Here is a 17,823-nt window from a genome sequence, read left to right on the forward strand (position 1 = left end):
ATGGGCGGAGCCATTCTCGGCATATCGGCCTTCTATCACGACAGCGCGGCGGTGCTGCTGCGCGGCGGGCGCATTGTCGCCGCTGCGCAGGAGGAGCGCTTTACCCGGCGCAAGCACGATCCCGCCTTTCCACGCAACGCCGTGCGCTACGTCCTCGACGAGGGTGGGCTGCGGCTGGAGGATCTGGACGCCGTCGCCTTCTACGACAAGCCCTACCTCAAGTTCGAGCGGCTCTTGGAAACCTACCACGGTTTCGCGCCGCGCGGCCTGACGAGCTTTCTCTCCGCCATTCCGGTGTGGATTCGCGAAAAGCTCTTCATGCGGCGGCTTATGCGCGACGAACTCGGCCCCGCGCTGGACGCCGAGGTGCCGCTGCTCTTCCCGGAGCATCACCTCTCGCACGCGGCGTCGGCCTTCTATCCCTCGCCCTTTCCCGAGGCGGCCATCCTCACGCTGGACGGCGTGGGCGAATGGGCCACCATGAGCATCTGCCGGGGCAGCGGGCGTGATATCACCATCCTGCGCGAGCTGCGCTTTCCGCATTCGCTGGGGCTTTTGTATTCGGCGTTCACGGCGTACTGCGGCTTTCGCGTTAATAGCGGCGAGTACAAACTGATGGGACTCGCTCCCTATGGCCGGGCCGACGGCGAGCGCGTTCGCGAGTGGAAGGCCCGCATCCTCGACGAGGTCGTGGACCTGCGTCCGGACGGCTCGCTACTCCTCAACATGGACTATTTCAATTACGCCACCGGGCTGACCATGTTCACAGCGGACCGCTGGCGCGAAACGTTCGGCATCCCCCCGCGCGAGCCGGAAAGCGCCATCTCGCAGGAGTACATGGACATGGCGTTGGCCGTGCAGCAGGTCACCGAAGATGCCGTGTTCCGGCTGGCGCGCACCGCCCGAGAACTGACGGGGCTTGAGAACCTCGTCATGGCCGGGGGCGTGGCCCTTAACTGCGTGGCCAACGGTAAGCTTGTGCGCAGCGGCATCTTTCGCGACGTGTGGGTGCAGCCTGCGGCGGGCGACGCCGGGGGTGCACTTGGCGCGGCGCTGGTGGCGCATCACATCTGGCAGGGGAACGAGCGCGAGGTGCAGAGCGGGGACGCCATGCATGGCGCCTACCTCGGTCCGTCCTTCGGCGAGGGCAGCATTATGCGCACGGCGCGGCGTTTCGACGCGCCCTTCGTGCGTTATGACGATTTTGCGACGCTCTGCGACGATGTGGCCGGGCTGATCGCGCAGGGCAAGGTGGTGGGCTGGTTTCAGGGGCGCATGGAATTTGGGCCGCGCGCCCTTGGCAACCGGAGCATCGTCGGCGACCCGCGCGACCCCGAGATGCAGCGCAAGCTGAACCTCAAGATCAAGTACCGCGAGGGCTTCCGGCCCTTCGCCCCCTCGGTCATGGAGGAGGAATCGGCCAGCTACTTCGGGCTGGATCGACCCTCGCCGTACATGCTTCTCGTCGCGCCCGTGGCGGAGGACATCCGCAATCCGCTGCCCGAGGGCTACGACGACATGGACCTGCACCGGCGGCTCTACGTGCTGCGTTCGACCATTCCGGCCGTGACGCACGTGGACTATTCGGCGCGCATCCAGAGCGTGAACCGCGACACCAATCCGCGCTACTGGTCCCTCATCGACGCCTTCCGGCGTCTGACGGGGTGCGCTCTGGTGGTCAACACGAGCTTCAATGTGCGCGGCGAGCCCATCGTGTGCACCCCGCACGACGCCTACACCTGCTTCATGCGTACGGAGATGGATGTGCTGGTGCTCGGCGATTTTCTGTTCCGCAAGGAGGAGCAGCCGCCGTGGCGCGAATCCGCCGACTGGCGCGAGACCTTTGCCCTCGATTGATAGTATGCTTCGCCAAGCCGGTGAACGGCGGAATTTCGGAGTTTCGTCTTCAACGTGCACGCATGGCTTGACGTGCAGATGCAGGCGAATGTATGCAGACGCGGTCGGGCTGCGGATGCGATTTTTCATGCACCGCGGCGCACGGAAACGACGGCAGAACGCAAGTCTGCATCCGAGAGGGAAAAGGAGAGGATTGGATGTCAAGGATAGAATTTACCGACGACATGAGACTCGGCATCGATGACATCGACGAGCAGCACGAGAAGCTCATCGACCTCATCAATGAATTGTACGAGGCCATCATGGACGGCAGCGACGCAGACGTCATAGACGAGATCGTCGACGAGGCCCATGATTATATCGGGTACCACTTCTCCACGGAGCAGGATCTCATGGAGCGCTACGAGTACCCCGAGATTGATGAGCACACCGATGAGCATGACGACTACATCCTGCGTTCGTCGGAGCACCTTGTCGATGCTGGCGACAACCGCGAGGGACTGGCCGGAGACGTGCTTGAGTTCCTGACCGACTGGTGGGTGACGCACATTGGCGATACCGACCGCAGGCTCGTCGAGTTCCTGAAGAAGAAGGGCGTGGCCTAAGCGCCTGTCCATACGGGAATATGAAAGGCCCCCCGGCATGCCGGGGGGCCTTTCTTGCGTTTAGAGCGTGGGGTGCTACTTGGAGAGCTTTTCGTAGACCTTGCGGAAGCCGTCGGCGGAGCGGCGGATGACCTCCTCGCCAACGCAGAAGGCGAGGCGGAAGTAGCCAGGGCAGCCGAAGCCGGAGCCGGGCACCGCGAGGATACGCTCTTCCTGAAGGGCACGGGCGAGGGCCTTGTCGTCGCCGCCGGGAGCCTCGGGGAAGAAGTAGAACGCGCCCTTGGGCATGGTGAAGTTGAAGCCAGCGTCGTCGAGCACGCGGGTCATGGCCTTGCGGCGTTCGGCGTAGACGGTGACGTTGACCTGCGAACCGATGGCCCGCGCCATGAGCGCCTGCCCGATGGCCGGGGCGTTCACGAAGCCGAGGATGCGGTTGGTGAGCGTCAGGGCAGCGATGAGTTCGTCAAGCTCGGGCATGTTGGGCGAGGGCACCACGTAGCCCACGCGTTCGCCAGCCAGCGAGAGATTCTTGGAGAAGGAGCTGACGGCGATGGCGTAGGGATACAGCGGCAGGATGGAGGGAACCTCCACGCCGTCGTAGGTCAAAAAGCGGTACGGCTCGTCGGAGATGAGGAAGATGGGCCGTCCGAACTCGCGCGACTTGCGTTCAAGGATGGCGGCCAGTCCGCGCAGTTCCTCTTCGGTGTACACCGCGCCGGTGGGGTTGTTGGGCGAGTTGACCAGCACCGCGCGGGTGTTCTTGCCGATGGCGGCGTCCATGGCTTCGAGGTCCAGCTCGAAGGTCAGCGGACGGGCGGGCACCGGCTTCAGGCTGCCGCCGTAGTTGGAGACGTAGAAGCCGTATTCGACGAAGTACGGGGCGGGGCACACGACCTCGTCACCGGCTTCGAGGATGGCGCGGAACAGGGCGTTGAGTCCGCCAGCCGCGCCGCAGGTGATGATGAGTCCGCTCGGGGCGATGGTGATGCCCTGCTCGCGGGAGAGGTGCTCGGCCAGCGCCTCGCGGGCGTAGCCGTAGCCGGAGTTCGGCATGTAGCCGAAGGCGAAGGGCTTGTCAGCGTTGGCGGCGATGTCGGCCAGCGCCTGCCCCACGGCGGCGGGAGCGGGAAGGTCCGGATTGCCGAGGCTGAAGTCGCACACGGCGTCTTCGCCGTACTTGGCCTTGAGCTCCAGCCCTGCCTCGAACATCTTGCGGATCATGGAAGAGTTGCTGAGGTAACCCTTGATCTGAGAGGCCAGAATCTGCATGGCGAGGTCCTTGTTGCGTGTTTGACGGTTGCGTACACCGGGGATTCACGATCGTTCCGACGCGCCGGATGGGGCGGCGGGTCAGGGAACGTCCAGCCCCAGCTTCTTGTATTCCGAAATTTTGTTGCGCAGGGTGCGTACGGATATGCCGAGCAGTTCCGCCGCCTGCGTGCGGTTTCCGGAGGTCTGCTCCAGCCGCTTGAGAATGGCGATGCGCTCGATGTCCTCAAGGCGCATCTCGTTGCCGGACAGGGCGCTTTCGAGGGGCATGGCCGTCTCTGTGGGGGCGGCGGCGTCGGCTGTCTGCATGGGTGCCGCGTCGTCCTCGGGCAGCGGCCATGCGTCGAGATCGAGCAGAAAATGGCGTTCCTCGATGGGGCCGTTGCCCGCGAGCAGTACGGCGCGCTCCATGAGGTTCTGAAGTTCGCGCACGTTGCCGGGCCAGTCGTAGTCGAGCAGCCACTGACGCGCCGAGTCCGAGAATTCGAGGTGCGGCAGGGCGTACTCCGTGGTGTAGTGGTCCACGAAGAAGCGGGCGAGGCGCACGATGTCGTCCCCGCGGCTGCGCAGTGGCGGCAGCCGCAGCGGAATGACGTTGAGCCGGAAATAGAGGTCCTGCCGGAATTCTTTGTTGCGGACGCTTTCCTCGATGTCGCGGTTGGTGGTGGCGAGGACGCGCACGTCCACCTTGATCGTTTCGGTGCCGCCCACGCGGTCGATCTCGCCTTCCTGAAGCACGCGCAGGAGCTTGGCCTGAAGGCCGAGGTCCATCTCGGAAATTTCGTCGAGGAGGATGGTGCCGCCGTCGGCCAACTCGAAGCGGCCGGGCTTGCGGCTGATCGCGCCGGTGAATGCGCCCTTCTCGTGGCCGAAGAGTTCGCTTTCCAGCAGGTGTTCGGGCAGGGCCGCGCAGTTGATGGCCACGAAGGGACCGTTCGCGCGTCTGCTCTTCTGGTGCAGGTAGCGGGCGAACATTTCCTTGCCGGTGCCGGATTCGCCGGAGATGAGCACCGAGGCCTTGGACGGGGCCACCTGTGCCGCGAGGGCCAGAACGCGCCGCACAACAGGATGCTGGCCGATGATGGTCACGCCGTCGGACGCGGTCGGCTGGGGGGTTGGTTTGGACGGCTCGGGGCCGTTGGTGCGGGGAAGCGCCGCGCGCACCTTGTCCCACATGAGCGGTTCCAGCCAGTAGTCGCGCGCGCCCAGTTCGAGGAAGCGCTTCGCGTCGGTCGCGCAGCCGCGTTCGGTGAAGATGATGACCGGCGGGAAGCCGTTGTCCCGCGTGGCGTGGGCGAGCAGATCCTCCGCCTTGTAGCCGGGAAGCTGGTCCACGGAAAAGACGAGGCACGGCGAGTTTTTGGCGACAAAATCGATGGCGCCGCCGAGATTCTCGGCCAGCCCAGCGGTGATGTCAGCCTCGCGCAGCGACGGGAACAGCCCGGTTACGGACTGGGGTTTGGAGAGGAAGAGGATGGTCTTGCCCGACATGACACAAGTCAATAGCCTTTCCGCCGAGTATTATCAATCGTTTGCGCCCATGGTTCGGCCGAAGCGCCGCGCTCGGGTCCGCCGGGAGCGCGTTGACGCATGCATCCGTACGGAATACCTTAGCACGATTGAATGAATTGTGGAGGAGAAATGAACGCGGCCGACATTCTTGAACTCTTTGGGCAGATCGCCCACGGCGCACTTTCGCCCGAGGAGGCCCTCGAATCCTTTCGCGGCATGCCCGTGGCCGAGCTGTGCGCCGGTGTCACGCTCGACATTCACCGCCTTGCCCGCACCGGACAGGGCGAGGTGATTTTCGGACCCGGCAAGACGCTGGCGCAGCTTGAGACCTGCGTGCGCGGCTTTCTGGACGCCGGGCAGCCCGTGCTGGCCACCCGCTTGTCCGCCGACAAGGGCCGCGCGCTGGCGGAGCTGTTCCCGCAGGGCACGTTTCACGAGCAGTCCGGGTTGTTTGTCCTCGGGGCGGACCTCGGGCTGGACGGTCCCTATCCCCGCCGGGCATCGGTGCTGGTGGTCACGGCCGGTTCGTCGGACATGGGTGTCGCGCTGGAGGCCTACGGCACCGCCCGCTTCTTCGGGCTGGATTGCGGGTTGATATCCGACGTGGGTGTGGCTGGCGTGCACCGCCTTGCCCCGCATCTGGAGGCACTGGCCGAGGCCGTGGCGCTCATCGTGGTGGCCGGAATGGATGGCGCGCTGCCGAGCGTGTTGGCCGGGCTGGTGCCCGCGCCGATCATCGGCGTGCCGAGCACCTCTGGCGGCGGCAATCCCATGGGTGGGGTGGCCTCGCTTATGGCCATGCTCAATTCGTGCTCCCCCGGCGTCTCGGTGATGAACATCGACAACGGGTTCGGCGCGGCGGCCTTCGCGGCCAAGCTCATTGCCTCGGCGCGTCGGGAAGGGACCGCGCGGGTCTAACGGAGCGCGCTTGCGCTTTTCGACGCATCGCGGCATCGTGCCCGTTTCCGTCGCCACGGGCGGCAGGGATTTTGAAAGCAGGAGTGGACGGTGAAGATGGATATTTCTGCCCCGAAGGTCTGCGCCATGGACTTTCGCGTGCGCGTTACGGACGCTGGCGCGGACGAGCGGGGAAGCATCGTCGGCGTCGCGGGATTTCTTCAGGAGATTGCCGCGCATCACGCCCGGCTGCTTGGTTTCGGTACCGCGCGGCTCAACGAGTCCGGCGTGACGTGGGTGCTGGCCCGCGAGTATGTCGAGATGCGCCGTTACCCCGTCTACGGCGAAAGCGTGCGTGTGGAGACGTGGCCCGCCTCGCTGGAGCGCAGCCGCGCCCGGCGCGACTTTCGCATTCTGGACGCGGATGGCGCGGAACTCGGCGTGGCCACCAGCGTGTGGGCGCCCATGGACCTCGCCACGCGTCGGCTGGGCACCATTCCCGAGGGCATGTCCGCCGACTTCCCCGAGACCCCGTGCCATAGCGTGGAGCTGCCGGGACGTGCCGTTTCCCGCCTGCGCGATGTCGAGGCCGAGGCGCGAATCCTCGCCCGCCGGGGCGACATCGACGTGAACGGTCACGTGAACAACGTGCATTTCTTCGAATGGGCGCTGGAGTGCCTTCCCGGCGATACCGCCTGCCGTCCCGCGACGCTGGATATTTCATTCCGGGCCGAGGCCGTTGCCGGGCAGGTCATCCTTGCCCGCTGCGCAAGGCAGGATGACGGCTCAATGCTGCACGCCCTCGTGCGCGAGGACGACGGCGCGGAAGTGGCGCGGGTGCGCACCACCTGGGCGTCTTCCTCCGAAGGCCGATAACGGAACAAACGGACAGGAATCATGAACGCAGAGACATACGCGGCACGCCGAGAGCGCGTGCGGGAAAAGCTCGCCGAGCGTGGGCTGGATGCCATGCTGGTGTCCTCCCCGGCCAACAGGTTCTACTTGAGCGGCTTCGAGCTGCACGATCCGCAATGCAACGAGTCTTCGGGCATGGTGCTGGTCACCCGTTCCTGTGGCGACTGGCTGCTCACGGATTCCCGCTATCGCGACGCGGTGCGCCGCATCTGGGACGAGGATCGGGTGTTCATCTACGGCGCTCCGCGCCATCAGAGCATCGCGGCCTTTCTGAAGGACCTCGGCGTCGGGCCTGTGGCCTTCGAGGAGCAGAGCTTCAGCTATCGCTTCTGGAAGGATATGTCGGCCGGGGTGGAACTGCTGCCGGTGAGCGGCGTGGTGGAGTCGCTGCGCGTCATCAAGGACGCGGACGAGATTGCCGCCATGCGTCGCTCCTGCGCGTTGAACCACAAGGTCTTTGCGCAGCTTGAGGCCTGCCTCGTCCCCGGCGTGAGCGAACGGGAACTGGCGTGGGAGATCGAGAAGCTCTACCGCGAGCAAGGCGCGAGCGAGCTGGCCTTCGCCACCATCGCCGCCGTCGGTCCCAATGGCGCGCTGCCGCATGCCGTGCCCGGCGAGGCGATCATCACGGCCAATAGCCCCGTGCTGGTGGACAAGGGCTGCCGCGTGGACGACTACTGCTCGGACCAGACGCGGACCTTCTGGGTGGGCGACACGCCGCCGGATCACTTTCGCCGCGCGTTGGACCGCACGCGCGAGGCGCAGGCCGCGGGCATCGCCGCCATCGCGCCGGGGCGTCCGCTGCGCTCGGCCTACGGCGCCGCTGTGGCGGTGTTCGCCAAGTACGGGCAGGAGGCGCATTTCACCCATTCCCTCGGCCACGGCGTGGGGCTTGAGACCCACGAGCTTCCCGGCGTGTCCTCGCGCAGCGAGGGCGTGTTCCGTCCGGGGATGGTGGTCACGGTGGAGCCGGGCCTGTATTATCCGGAATGGGGCGGCATCCGCTGGGAACACATGGTGCTTGTCACCGATGACGGCTGCGAGGTCCTGTGATACGCAAGAAGAGAATAGGCAAGGCCCGCAGTAGGGCCTACGCGGAGGCGGCGGTGCGTCCGGCGCATTCGCGGCGGCTGTATCTGCGCATTGCCCCGCAGGACATGGCGTACCTCAAGTTCATTCTTGAAGGCTACGATAATTTGGCTTATTTGAGCACTGTGGACCGTTATTCCGCAGTGGCGCAGTTCGTGTATGCTCCTGGACAGGAGCGCGAGGCCCGCGAATTTCTGGAGTCCATGCGGGCAGAGGTGGAATTCACGATCATCGATCCTGCGGACTTGCGCAAGGAAGGGGAAGAATGACGATCATCGCACGCAGGCGTCTGTTCGTCGTGCTGGCTGGGCTGGTAGCCATGCTGTGCATGGGCATGGGCGGCACCACGAGCACGGACATGGTGAAGAGGATTCCGCAGCCGGACAGGTCGTTTACGGTCTATGTCGTGGATGTGGAGGACGTGAGCTACGTCGTGGAGGATTTCTCGGTGGACGGCATGACCATGGTCCCCGTGTTCATCGGCCGGGCCGAGGCGAGCATCGACTTCGCCAACGTCAGTAGCGTGGCCTTTATCCATTCCGGAAAGAAGCTCGTGGCCAGCGTGAGCTTTCGCGACGGTGATGAGCGCGAAGTGACCGTGAATCCGGACACGCAGTTTTACGGGCGCGTCAAGTGGGGCCTCATGCGCCTTGCCGCACGCGACATCCGTAGCCTGACCTTCCGTGGGACTGGCGCGAACGAGTAGAAGATTTTTCGGCCATCATGCAAGACGGCCCGCAACGCATCGGCGTTGCGGGCCGTCTCACTTTTGTGCGGTGGAGAATTTAGCTGCCGCGATGCACAGCCAGCGGCGAGAAGGCCTGCTGCACGGGCATTAGCTCTATGGCGTTGATGTTGACGTGGGCGGGGCGGCTGGCTGCCCAGAAGATGGTGTCCGCGATGTCCTCGGGGGTCAGCGGGGAGACGTTCTCGTAGACCTTGGCGGCCTTGTCGGCGTCGCCCTTGAAGCGGACCACGGAGAATTCGCTTTCGGCCAATCCCGGCTCGATGTTGGTGACGCGCACCGGCGTGCCCAGCAGGTCCGCGCGCAGGTTGCGGGAGAACTGCTTCACGAAGGCCTTGGTGGCTCCGTACACGTTGCCGCCGGGGTAGGGGTAGGTGCCCGCGATGGAACCGAGGTTGACGATGTGGCCCCGGCCGCGCTCGATCATGCCCGGCACGATGGCGCGGGTCATGTACAGCAGGCCCTTGATGTTGGTGTCGACCATGGTCTCCCAGTCGCACAGGTCGCATTCCTGCGCGGATTCGAGACCGAGGGCGAGGCCCGCGTTGTTGATGAGCAGGTCGATGGCGCGGAAGTCCTCGGGCAGTGTGGCCAGCGCGGCGTCTATGGCTTCACGCTCGCGCACGTCGAAGCGCAGGGCGTGGACCGGGGCCGGGGCAAGTTCGGCGGCCAGCGCGTCCAGCCGCTCCTGCCTGCGTCCGGTGATGACGACGCGCCAGCCCTCGGCGGCAAAGCGCCGCGCGCAGGCAGCGCCGAATCCGGCGGTAGCGCCGGTGACAAGTACGGTTCCCTTCATGATGGTCTCGCTTGTTGCGTGGTGGATGTCGTGCGTCTCTTGTACCGCAATCGGCAGTGATTTCAACAGGCGGCGGTAGCGCTGGAGGCGAGCCGAGGGCGCATGACGCATGGTGTTGGTATTGGTTGGAAATGGTCGAGAATGGTGCAAATAGGTCATCAAGACGGAATACATTGACGTAAACACCAAAGGTTGGTTAGCAGATTTCCTGTAATGACAGGATGATGCATGGTCCTGTTCGGGGGCAGCGGGTGTTGCGAACGTGTGTCGGGCCGTCGTTGTCCGCCCCCACTCGTCGGCCGGACATGTGAAGAGGGAGAGAAGGACAATGCGATCGAGATTTGCTGTCGCCTGCGCAGGCGTGTGCGCGTGGCTGGCCTTTTCCACAGCGGCCTTTGCCACCGAGGAACCCGTGTTCGAACTGGGCGAGGTGGTGGTTGGCGGCGAGCGTGTGAGTGGCGTTGAGCGCGTCTCCAACGTGACCGAGGTCACCGCCGCCGAGATTCGTGCGGCAGGCGCGAAAACGCTGGACGAGGCGCTTGTCCTCGTGCCCGGCGTGCACATCCGCACCAGTTCCGACGGCACCGCGCGCATCGACATGCGCGGTATGCGCACGCGCAACGTCATCCTGCTGCTCAACGGTGTGCCCATGAATTCCACCTTCGACGATCAGTTCGATCCCGGATTCATCCCCGTGGAGAACATCGCACGCATCAAGGTGACGCAGGGCGCAAGCTCCGTGCTTTACGGCTCCGGCGGTAATGCTGGCGTCATCAACATCATCACGAAGAAGGGCGGCGAGGGCGCGCATGGCAGCGTGACCGCGCGCCTTGGCGACGGCAACGAGCGCTGCGGACAGGCCACCTTCGGCGGCGGTCGCGACGGCTTGAGCCTGTTCGCCTCGGGCAGCGTGTATGATCGGGACAACTACCGCACCTCCGACGATTTCGACAGCCGCGACGACGCGCTGGAGGATGGCGGAGCGCGGACGAATTCCGACCGTGACCGGCGCAACATGTTCCTGAACGCCATGCTCGAACCCGAGGACGGCACCAGCATCGGCCTTGCTCTGAGCGTGCATCAGGGTTCCTTCGGCAAGCCCAACGTCGCATGGACCGGCGATGACTACGTCAAGAAGGCCAAGTTCGAGCGCATGGATGATTCGCAGGGCCTGTCCGCGCAGCTTGGCGCGAGCCACAGGTTCGACATCCCGCTGACCGTGCGCGGCTGGGTCTACGCCAACACGCTCGACGAGCTTGAAAAGGCCTACGACAACGCGGGCTATGAGGAACAGAGCAAGAAGGGCAGCTACGACTCCGATACCGCCACCACCCGGGTGGGCGGTGCGTTGCAGGCGGCCTACGATTTCGGCGCTCCCGGCGTGCTGACCGCGGCGCTTTCCGCCGAGCGGGCCGCGTGGGACAACACCACCACGACCGTTCCGCTGTCGAGCAAGGCTGTGGAGACGAGCGACGACCACGCCGTGGGCTTCTGGAATGCCGGGCTCGAATACGAGGTCATGCCCTTCGACCGCTTCGGTATTGTGCTTGGCGCTGGATGGCATGGTCACAACCGCAACGATGCCGAGGACGAGACGGATTGGAGCGGCATCGCGGGCGTGCATTACGACCTCTTCGATCAGACCCGCCTGCGCGCTTCGCTGGCACGCAAGGTACGCTTCCCCTCGCTCAAGGAACTCTACGCCGATGGCGGTGACAGCACGCTGACCGCCGAGCGCACCGTGCATTACGAGCTTGGCGTGGATCAGGGCATCGCCGCCATCGACACGGACCTGTCCTTGAGCGTGTTCCGCATCGACGCCGACGACTTCATCGAGAAGATCAACAACGTTTCGACCAACAACGACACCTATCGCTTCACCGGCTTCGAGATCGCGGCGGTGAACACCAGCGTGGAGAATCTGCGCCTGCGCGCCGCCTACACGCGGCTCGATTCCGAGAACCGTTCGGACGATGCGGTCATGGACGAACTCCAGTTCCGCCCCGAGCACAAGTTCACGCTGGAGGGCTGGTACAGCCTGCCCTACGCCGTGAAGGCGCATGCCTCGTGGATGTATGTCGGCCGCAACTGGGCGTTCAACACCGCAGGCACCGACAAGACGCCCGAGGGCGGCTACAGCGTGGTCAACGTGCGGGTGTCCAAGGGCTTCATGGACGACGCGCTGGAAATCTTCGCTGGCGCGGACAACCTCTTCGATGCCGACTACGAGGAAGGCTACGCCCTGCCTCGCCCCGGCCGCTCCCTCTACAGCGGCGTAACCTGGAACTTCTAGGCGGATTCATGGAACGGTCGTCCGATCCGATTCTCTTAGTGCGCGGCTGTGCGCTGCGTCATCCGCATGGCGACGGATTCGCCGGGAGCATGCCCGATCTGGACCTGCTCCCCGGCGAGTGCGTGCTGCTGTGCGGGCCGTCGGGATCGGGAAAGACGACCTTCCTACTCGCTGCGGCCGGGCTTCTGGAGCCCGGCCGCGTTGCGGGCAGGGTGGAGCGCTTTCCGCACGTTCCGGAGGGGCGGCGCGATGCTCCGGGCCGCACGGGAATCGTTCTCCAGAATCCGGAAACGCAGCTGCTGTGCGCCACCGTGCGCGAGGAAGCCGCCTTCGGTCCGCGCAATATGGGCCTCGACGAAACGGCCGTGGCCGAACGCGTCGAGCGGGCGCTTGGCGTCATGGGCCTTGCGGCGGTGGCCGAGCGGCCAGTGGAGGCGCTGTCCATGGGGCAGAAACACCGCCTCGCGCTGGCGGCGACGCTGGCCATGGAGCCGCGTTTGCTGCTCCTCGACGAGCCATTCACCCAGCTGGACCCGCAGGGCCGCGCGATGCTGGCGGACGTGGTGCGTGGCGTGTGCGAGCGGGGTGGAGCCGTGGTGGTGAGCGAGCACGTTCCCGAATTTATGGATGGACTTGATGCCCGACGAGTGGACATGACGCATCTCGACGCCTTTTCGCCGCCGGATGCGGCCATGGATGTCTTCGCCGGGCTGCGGCCCGCTTATGAGACGCCACTCGACGTGCGTGGGCTGACGTGCGGCTATCGCGGTATGCCGCCGATTTTGCGCGGCGTGGACCTTGGTGTGCCTTCCGGCGCGAAGGTGCTAGTGCGCGGCGCGAACGGCGGGGGCAAGTCTACCCTGCTCAAGGCCGTTGTGGGGGCACTGACGCCGTCGGACGGCGAGGTGCGCGTGTGCGGTGCCCGTGTGACGCATCCTGCGGCGCTTTTCGGGAAGGTGGGCTTTCTGGGGCAGAATCCCGAGGCGCAGGTCTTCGAGGATACGGTGCGGGACGAGATTGCCTTTTCGCTGTGCCGGTGCGGGCTGTCGCGGGGCGACGCCGTGCGTCGGGCGTGTGCGATTCTCGAAGCCTTCGGGCTTGCGGAATTGGCGGACCGTCCGCCGCTGGCCTTGAGCTTCGGTCAAAAGCATCTGGTTGCGCTTGCGGCCATGCTTGCGCCGGGACCGGGGCTGGTGCTGCTGGACGAGCCGTTCACCGGACTTGCGGCCAGCGTGCGCGATGCGGTGCTGGCCATTCTGGACGGCTATGCGCGGGCCACGGGCGCCGGAGTGCTTATGGTTTCGCACGATCCGCGTTGTCCCGGCTGGGCGGATGTCGATCTGGTTTTGCGGGACGGGTGCCTCGCTTCGGACTGCGCCGTTGATGAAGTCGGGGGCGGACGATGAGGATGTTCGATCTCGCCGATGGCTATCCGGGGCAGCATCAGCCCGGAATTTCGATGGTCCACCGCTGCCCGGCGGGGGTGAAGTTCGTGGCTGCGCTCTCGCTGTCCATGGGTGCGCTGTTCGCGAGGGATTGGTGGAGCGTGGGGGCGCTCGTGGGTGTCCATGTGGGGCTGTATCTGCTGGCGGGGCTTGGCGTGGCGTGCCTGTGGCGCGACGTGCGGGCGCTGCTACTCCAGTTTCCGCTGGTGCTGGCGCTTTATCTGCTGCGCAGCGACCCGGTGGCGGCGTTGGACCGCGCGGGCATCGTCAGCCTGCAAATCGCGCTGGCGCTGTTGCCGACGCTGGTGCTCCAGCGGACCACGCGCCCGGATCAACTCATGCGCGGGCTACGACTGGTGATTCCCCAGCGGCTGGCCTTTGTGCTTTTCACGTCGCTGCGGTTTCTCCCGCTGGTCATGCGCGAGGCGAAGTCCATCTATCTGCACCAGATTCTGCGCGGCGCGCGTATTGCCCCGCGACAGCTCGTCGATCCGCGCAATTGGCCGGACCTCGTGCATTGTCTCATTCTGCCGCTCATCATCCGCGTATTGGCCATGGCGCGGGACGCGGCCGTGGCGGCGGCGTCGCGTGGGATGGGGGCGCGGGACGCGGGCGATGACGAAGGCGGGCCGTCCGACGAACGGCCCGCGCACGACTAGTGCTTGTTCTTTGTGTGAACGGTGGCCCACTGGCCGGGAGCGATTGATTTGACTGGCAGCACCGGGCCGTGACCCCACAGGTGTGGGCGGACCCAGCCGTTGTGACTGACGGTGTCGTTCGCTGCCGGGACCGTGGCGTTGCGGTCCGTGGACAGCACGCGGATGCCGGAGGCTTCGAGAAGCCCCACCGGGGCCGGGTCCGGGAAGCCGCGCAGGTTGCCGAATTCGATGAAGCGTCCGCACCAGCCGTGGACGGTGAGGCCGATGGCGGCCGTCGCGCCGATGATGCCGTCGTTGGTGCCGCCAAGACCTTCGAGGAACAGGCCGGATGCGGCCTTCATGGCGTCCTGCTGCGTCACGCGCTCTGCGGTGCAGCGCTTGCCGAAGGGAATGAGGGCCGCAAGGTCGTCACGCTCGTCGGCCACGCATACGCCGGGATCGCTGCCGTCGCTCATGTATTCGAGCACGTGGGCCACGGCGAGCTCGGTGAGTCGGGCACGGATGTCGGTGACGTCGGCGTCCGGCACGTCCACGATCACGCAGGCGGAACTGTTCTGGGACGTGTAGGGGATACCCTCCGCCACGAGCTGCTGGTGGCGCAATACGCCCCACAGCGTGCACTCTTCGGGCATTTTTTCCGTGAACATGCGGGCCAGTCGCCCCGTGCCGATGGGGGCACCGGCGATGTCCGTATCGTCGAAACTCACGTAGACGCGCATTCGCTCGCTCCTCTGGACCACCCTTGCGAGGGGGTGCCGGGCTTGCCGTTTCTGGAAACATGTGGAATGTAAACGTATTGCGTGCAAAAGTCATCTCCATGACGAAAGTCCGCACAACCAACGACATCTGACAGGGAACGACACATGAACGAATATCGGCAGGGCCGCTTTTGGGGTGGACTGGATCTGCGCGAGGGACTTCTCGCCGGGCTGTGCGCACTGCTCATCGTGGTCTCCAAGCTGGTGTTCCGCATGCATCTCAAGGTGCCGGGTCACTCCATGTTCTTCGTCATGTTCTTTCTGCTCGTGGCGCGTGGGCTTATCGACCGTCGCTTCGCGGCGACGGTGACGGCGCTTCTGGCGGGCCTTCTGGCTGTGGCGTTGGCCGCAGGTAAGGGCGGGCCGTTGGTGATCATCAATTTCATGCTGCCGGGGCTGCTGATCGATTTCGCGGCCATCGTGTGCGGCGACCCGACGCGCAATCTCGCCCTGTGCGGTCTGGTTGGCGGGGTGGCGGCGTTTTGCCGTTTTCCGGCTGTGCTGATGGTGGATTGGCTGGTGGGCATGGAGATGGACGTCGCCCTGCCACATGTGCTGGTGAAGTCGCTTGCGGGCGGGGCCTTCGGCCTTGCGGGGGCGCTCCTCGTGCCGTCCCTCGTGCGCCGGGTGCGACGTGCCGGACTGGTGCCTGTGCGCAATCACGGGTGAGCCTTGGCATTCGCGCCACACGAAAAGCCCCCTGACGACGGTGTCGGCGGGGGGCTTTTCGTGTGGCGGAGTTGGTGCGTTAGTTTTGGGCTTCGGCGGTCTTGCGCATGAAGGTGCGGCCGAAGGTCGCGTCGGACATGCGCGAGATGACGCGGACCAGCAGGGCCATGAATGCGAGGGAGAAGAGGAGCCTGCCCCAGAGGATGCCCGAGAAGTGCGCGCCGATCATGGCCATGAGCAGTGTGTCCTCAATGAGAGCGTGGGAGAGGCCCATGAGTGTCAGCGAGGAGAATATGTCGCGCCGGGGAATTCGTCCGGCCCGGATCTCGTGGATGATGAGCCCGCTGCCGTAGGACAGGCCGAGGGTCAGACCGACCACGGTCAGCGTGGAGGCCTCGGGGCCGATGCCGATGCGGGTGAGGACCGGCCGCAGCAGGTGGTTGATGCCTTCGATGACGCGCAGCTTGTGCAGCAGCTTCATGGCGGCCATGAGCACGAGGATGATGCAGAAGATGGACAGCAGGTTCTGGCCCTGTCCGAGTGCCCATGCGGCGATGGTCGCGGGCGGCTCGCCCGGGGACCAGAAGATGCGCGCGGCGTCCTGAAGGGTGCCCGTCGCCGCGTATCCCGCGTGCAGGAGTATGCCGCAGGCGAAGGCCGCTACCAGCCGGATGACGATCTGGCCGGTGAGGGATGGGCCGCATTTCTGGGCGACCTTGCATTCCACGGGCAGGCTGTGCGCGATGAGCAGCATCGTGGACAGCACGGTGACCTGCGCGACGGTCAATTGCGCTTCCGCCGCGAGGGAGACGTAGACGATGAGCGCGGAGTAGATGTTGACCACCAGGCCCGTGGCCCACACGAGGCCCATGCTCGCGGGCAGACCCACAAGCTCCATGATCGGGGCCAGCGGAACGGCGACATGGCGGATGAGGTCCAGTTCCTGAAGAATTTTGACCAGAATGGTGATGGGAATCATCACCTTGAAGAGGTCCAGACTGGCATGCGTGGCATCGCGGAAAATGGTTCCTGCGGCGTTGAGGGCGGTCTTGATCATGGTCTCCGACGGGGTTGGCGGTTCGTGGACATGCAACGCCCCGTCGCGGGCGTGAGCGCGTGCGGGGCGTTGCATGAGACGTAGACCAGAAAGCCGCGCAGGTAAAGGTGCCGTGCGCGCGCTTGCGTGAAGAGCGTCAGCGTAGGCTGTTCAGCAGGGTGACGATGGCCTCGCGCCGGGTCAGGCCGCCGGTCCATTCTGGCGGAAGCGCCTTGGGGCCGTGCACCGCGCCAAGTAGCGCGCCGACGAGCATGCCTCGCGCCGCCGAGTCTCCGCCGGCCATGACGTTGTCCACGAGGGCCTCGCGCAGGTCGTCGGCGTGGCGCAGGACGATCTGCACCGTGGAACGGAACGCGCCCTCGATGTGGCAGCTCTGACCGAAGGTCGCCACGGCGGACACGGTGTCCCCTGCCGAGAATTCCCGACCCTGCGCCAGCCACGACTCGATGGGCGCGGCGATGTAGCGCTCGCGCGAGGCCGTATCGAGGGCATCGGAGACGGACGCTCCGCCAAGCCCGGCGTGGATGGCCCTCGCGAAGAATTCTGCGGCGTCGAGAACCAGTGGATTGTTGTGCGTCATTTTGGCCTGTGCGCGTGCGGCTGCGACCAGTGCGTCGAGATCGTCGTGCAGGGCGGGCACGAGGGCCGCCAGCCGGGAGGCGCCGGAGAGATCGTTGGAGTTGGAGCCGCAACTCTGCGGGCCTTCGCCGAACTCGATGCGCTCAAGCGTGGTGCGCGTAGCGCTGTCGATGTAGCCGTCGTATCCGTCGAACAGCTTGCGCCAGCGTCCGAAGAAGTCGTCGAGGTCGAAGCCGCCGGTGGCGGCGACGGATTCGAGGAGCACGAACATCTGGTCGCCGTAGTGGGTGAGATCGCCCGCGCTGCGGTTTTTGTGGTAGCGCGGGTCCATGGGTGCGGCCAGCGCGTCCGGGCGGCCGAGCGTCTGGCGGATGGCACGGGTGTCGTAGACCCAGTGGGCGGACAGGGCCAGCGAATCTGCGGCGAAGGCGGCCCAGCAGGCTGCGGCAGCGCGTTCCTTGAGGGACGGCACAGCGTGCATTGCGCAAACTCCGTGTTGCATTTTTTAGATTGGACCGGAGACACGTATCGCATTGTATTCCGGCAGAAAGGCCGTGGCAAGGAATCCGCGAGTGATGCTGGGCTATCGCTGTGTCTTGTTCTTTGAATAATCCTTGTCACGCCGAGACAAAAACGTCTATCATCGTTGAATTGCTAGAATGCGGCGGCAAGAGTGGT

Annotated in this window: 17 protein-coding genes; 11 read left to right on the forward strand and 6 right to left on the reverse strand. The window is 65.3% G+C overall.

The annotated features are described in order from the left end of the window. Together GGQ74_RS11895 and GGQ74_RS11900 are read left to right on the forward strand one after the other, a co-directional pair. The gene (locus GGQ74_RS11895; protein ID WP_167941762.1) at window positions 1-1,857 is read left to right on the forward strand and encodes a carbamoyltransferase family protein; all 1,857 of its coding nucleotides are present in this window, start codon (window positions 1-3) and stop codon (window positions 1,855-1,857) included. 197 nt (window positions 1,858-2,054) lie between these two features. Further along, on the forward strand, window positions 2,055-2,462 hold the full coding sequence (locus tag GGQ74_RS11900; RefSeq protein WP_167941763.1) for a bacteriohemerythrin: 408 nt from the start codon (window positions 2,055-2,057) through the stop codon (window positions 2,460-2,462). A 75-nt stretch (window positions 2,463-2,537) separates the two neighbouring features. Here GGQ74_RS11900 and GGQ74_RS11905 read toward each other — a convergent pair whose 3' ends face one another. Both GGQ74_RS11905 and GGQ74_RS11910 read right to left on the reverse strand, forming a co-directional pair. Then, the gene (locus GGQ74_RS11905; protein WP_167941764.1) at window positions 2,538-3,731 is read right to left on the reverse strand and encodes a pyridoxal phosphate-dependent aminotransferase; all 1,194 of its coding nucleotides are present in this window, start codon (window positions 3,729-3,731) and stop codon (window positions 2,538-2,540) included. A gap of 81 nt (window positions 3,732-3,812) precedes the next feature. After that, window positions 3,813-5,222, reverse strand: a complete 1,410-nt coding sequence (locus GGQ74_RS11910; protein ID WP_167941992.1) for a sigma-54-dependent transcriptional regulator — start codon at window positions 5,220-5,222, stop codon at window positions 3,813-3,815. A 150-nt stretch (window positions 5,223-5,372) separates the two neighbouring features. Between GGQ74_RS11910 and larB the strand changes: the two genes are divergently transcribed. The 5 genes from larB (at window position 5,373) to GGQ74_RS11935 (ending at window position 8,850) form a co-directional block, all read left to right on the forward strand. Beyond that, window positions 5,373-6,161, forward strand: coding sequence for a nickel pincer cofactor biosynthesis protein LarB (larB, locus tag GGQ74_RS11915; RefSeq protein ID WP_167941765.1), 789 nt, complete (start codon window positions 5,373-5,375; stop codon window positions 6,159-6,161). Between the two features lie 96 nt (window positions 6,162-6,257). Continuing rightward, entirely contained in the window at window positions 6,258-7,016 is a 759-nt protein-coding gene (locus GGQ74_RS11920; RefSeq protein ID WP_245168288.1) for an acyl-[acyl-carrier-protein] thioesterase, read from the forward strand. Between the two features lie 21 nt (window positions 7,017-7,037). Next, the gene (locus GGQ74_RS11925) at window positions 7,038-8,108 is read left to right on the forward strand and encodes a M24 family metallopeptidase (RefSeq protein ID WP_167941767.1); all 1,071 of its coding nucleotides are present in this window, start codon (window positions 7,038-7,040) and stop codon (window positions 8,106-8,108) included. Further along, entirely contained in the window at window positions 8,105-8,413 is a 309-nt protein-coding gene (locus tag GGQ74_RS11930) for a DUF4911 domain-containing protein (protein ID WP_342448621.1), read from the forward strand. Before GGQ74_RS11925 ends, GGQ74_RS11930 begins: the two co-directional genes overlap by 4 nt. Beyond that, window positions 8,410-8,850 (forward strand): hypothetical protein, encoded by a 441-nt coding sequence (locus GGQ74_RS11935; protein WP_167941768.1) that lies wholly within the window; start codon window positions 8,410-8,412, stop codon window positions 8,848-8,850. The genes GGQ74_RS11930 and GGQ74_RS11935 overlap by 4 nt, the downstream gene beginning before the upstream one ends. A 79-nt stretch (window positions 8,851-8,929) precedes the next feature. Here GGQ74_RS11935 and GGQ74_RS11940 read toward each other — a convergent pair whose 3' ends face one another. Then, entirely contained in the window at window positions 8,930-9,685 is a 756-nt protein-coding gene (locus tag GGQ74_RS11940) for an SDR family oxidoreductase (RefSeq protein WP_167941769.1), read from the reverse strand. Window positions 9,686-10,013: 328 nt separating this feature from the next. Between GGQ74_RS11940 and GGQ74_RS11945 the strand changes: the two genes are divergently transcribed. The 3 genes from GGQ74_RS11945 to GGQ74_RS11955 are packed head-to-tail and all read left to right on the forward strand — an operon-like array spanning window position 10,014 to window position 14,082. After that, the gene (locus tag GGQ74_RS11945; RefSeq protein WP_167941770.1) at window positions 10,014-11,978 is read left to right on the forward strand and encodes a TonB-dependent receptor plug domain-containing protein; all 1,965 of its coding nucleotides are present in this window, start codon (window positions 10,014-10,016) and stop codon (window positions 11,976-11,978) included. Between the two features lie 8 nt (window positions 11,979-11,986). Beyond that, entirely contained in the window at window positions 11,987-13,384 is a 1,398-nt protein-coding gene (locus GGQ74_RS11950) for an ABC transporter ATP-binding protein (protein WP_167941771.1), read from the forward strand. Beyond that, window positions 13,381-14,082, forward strand: coding sequence for an energy-coupling factor transporter transmembrane component T family protein (locus GGQ74_RS11955; protein WP_167941772.1), 702 nt, complete (start codon window positions 13,381-13,383; stop codon window positions 14,080-14,082). Before GGQ74_RS11950 ends, GGQ74_RS11955 begins: the two co-directional genes overlap by 4 nt. Here GGQ74_RS11955 and GGQ74_RS11960 read toward each other — a convergent pair. After that, the gene (locus GGQ74_RS11960; protein WP_167941773.1) at window positions 14,079-14,801 is read right to left on the reverse strand and encodes a hypothetical protein; all 723 of its coding nucleotides are present in this window, start codon (window positions 14,799-14,801) and stop codon (window positions 14,079-14,081) included. The genes GGQ74_RS11955 and GGQ74_RS11960 overlap by 4 nt on opposite strands. A gap of 144 nt (window positions 14,802-14,945) precedes the next feature. Between GGQ74_RS11960 and GGQ74_RS11965 the strand changes: the two genes are divergently transcribed. Continuing rightward, complete coding sequence (locus GGQ74_RS11965; protein WP_167941774.1) at window positions 14,946-15,509, forward strand: hypothetical protein; 564 nt, start codon at window positions 14,946-14,948, stop codon at window positions 15,507-15,509. A gap of 79 nt (window positions 15,510-15,588) precedes the next feature. Here the strand turns inward: GGQ74_RS11965 and GGQ74_RS11970 are convergent, their stop codons facing one another. Then, entirely contained in the window at window positions 15,589-16,566 is a 978-nt protein-coding gene (locus tag GGQ74_RS11970) for a hypothetical protein (protein WP_167941775.1), read from the reverse strand. Between the two features lie 136 nt (window positions 16,567-16,702). Beyond that, window positions 16,703-17,626 (reverse strand): ADP-ribosylglycohydrolase family protein, encoded by a 924-nt coding sequence (locus GGQ74_RS11975; protein ID WP_167941776.1) that lies wholly within the window; start codon window positions 17,624-17,626, stop codon window positions 16,703-16,705. Window positions 17,627-17,823 lie beyond the last annotated feature (197 nt).

The organism is Desulfobaculum xiamenense, assembly GCF_011927665.1.
Classification (GTDB): Bacteria; Desulfobacterota; Desulfovibrionia; order Desulfovibrionales; family Desulfovibrionaceae; genus Desulfobaculum; species Desulfobaculum xiamenense.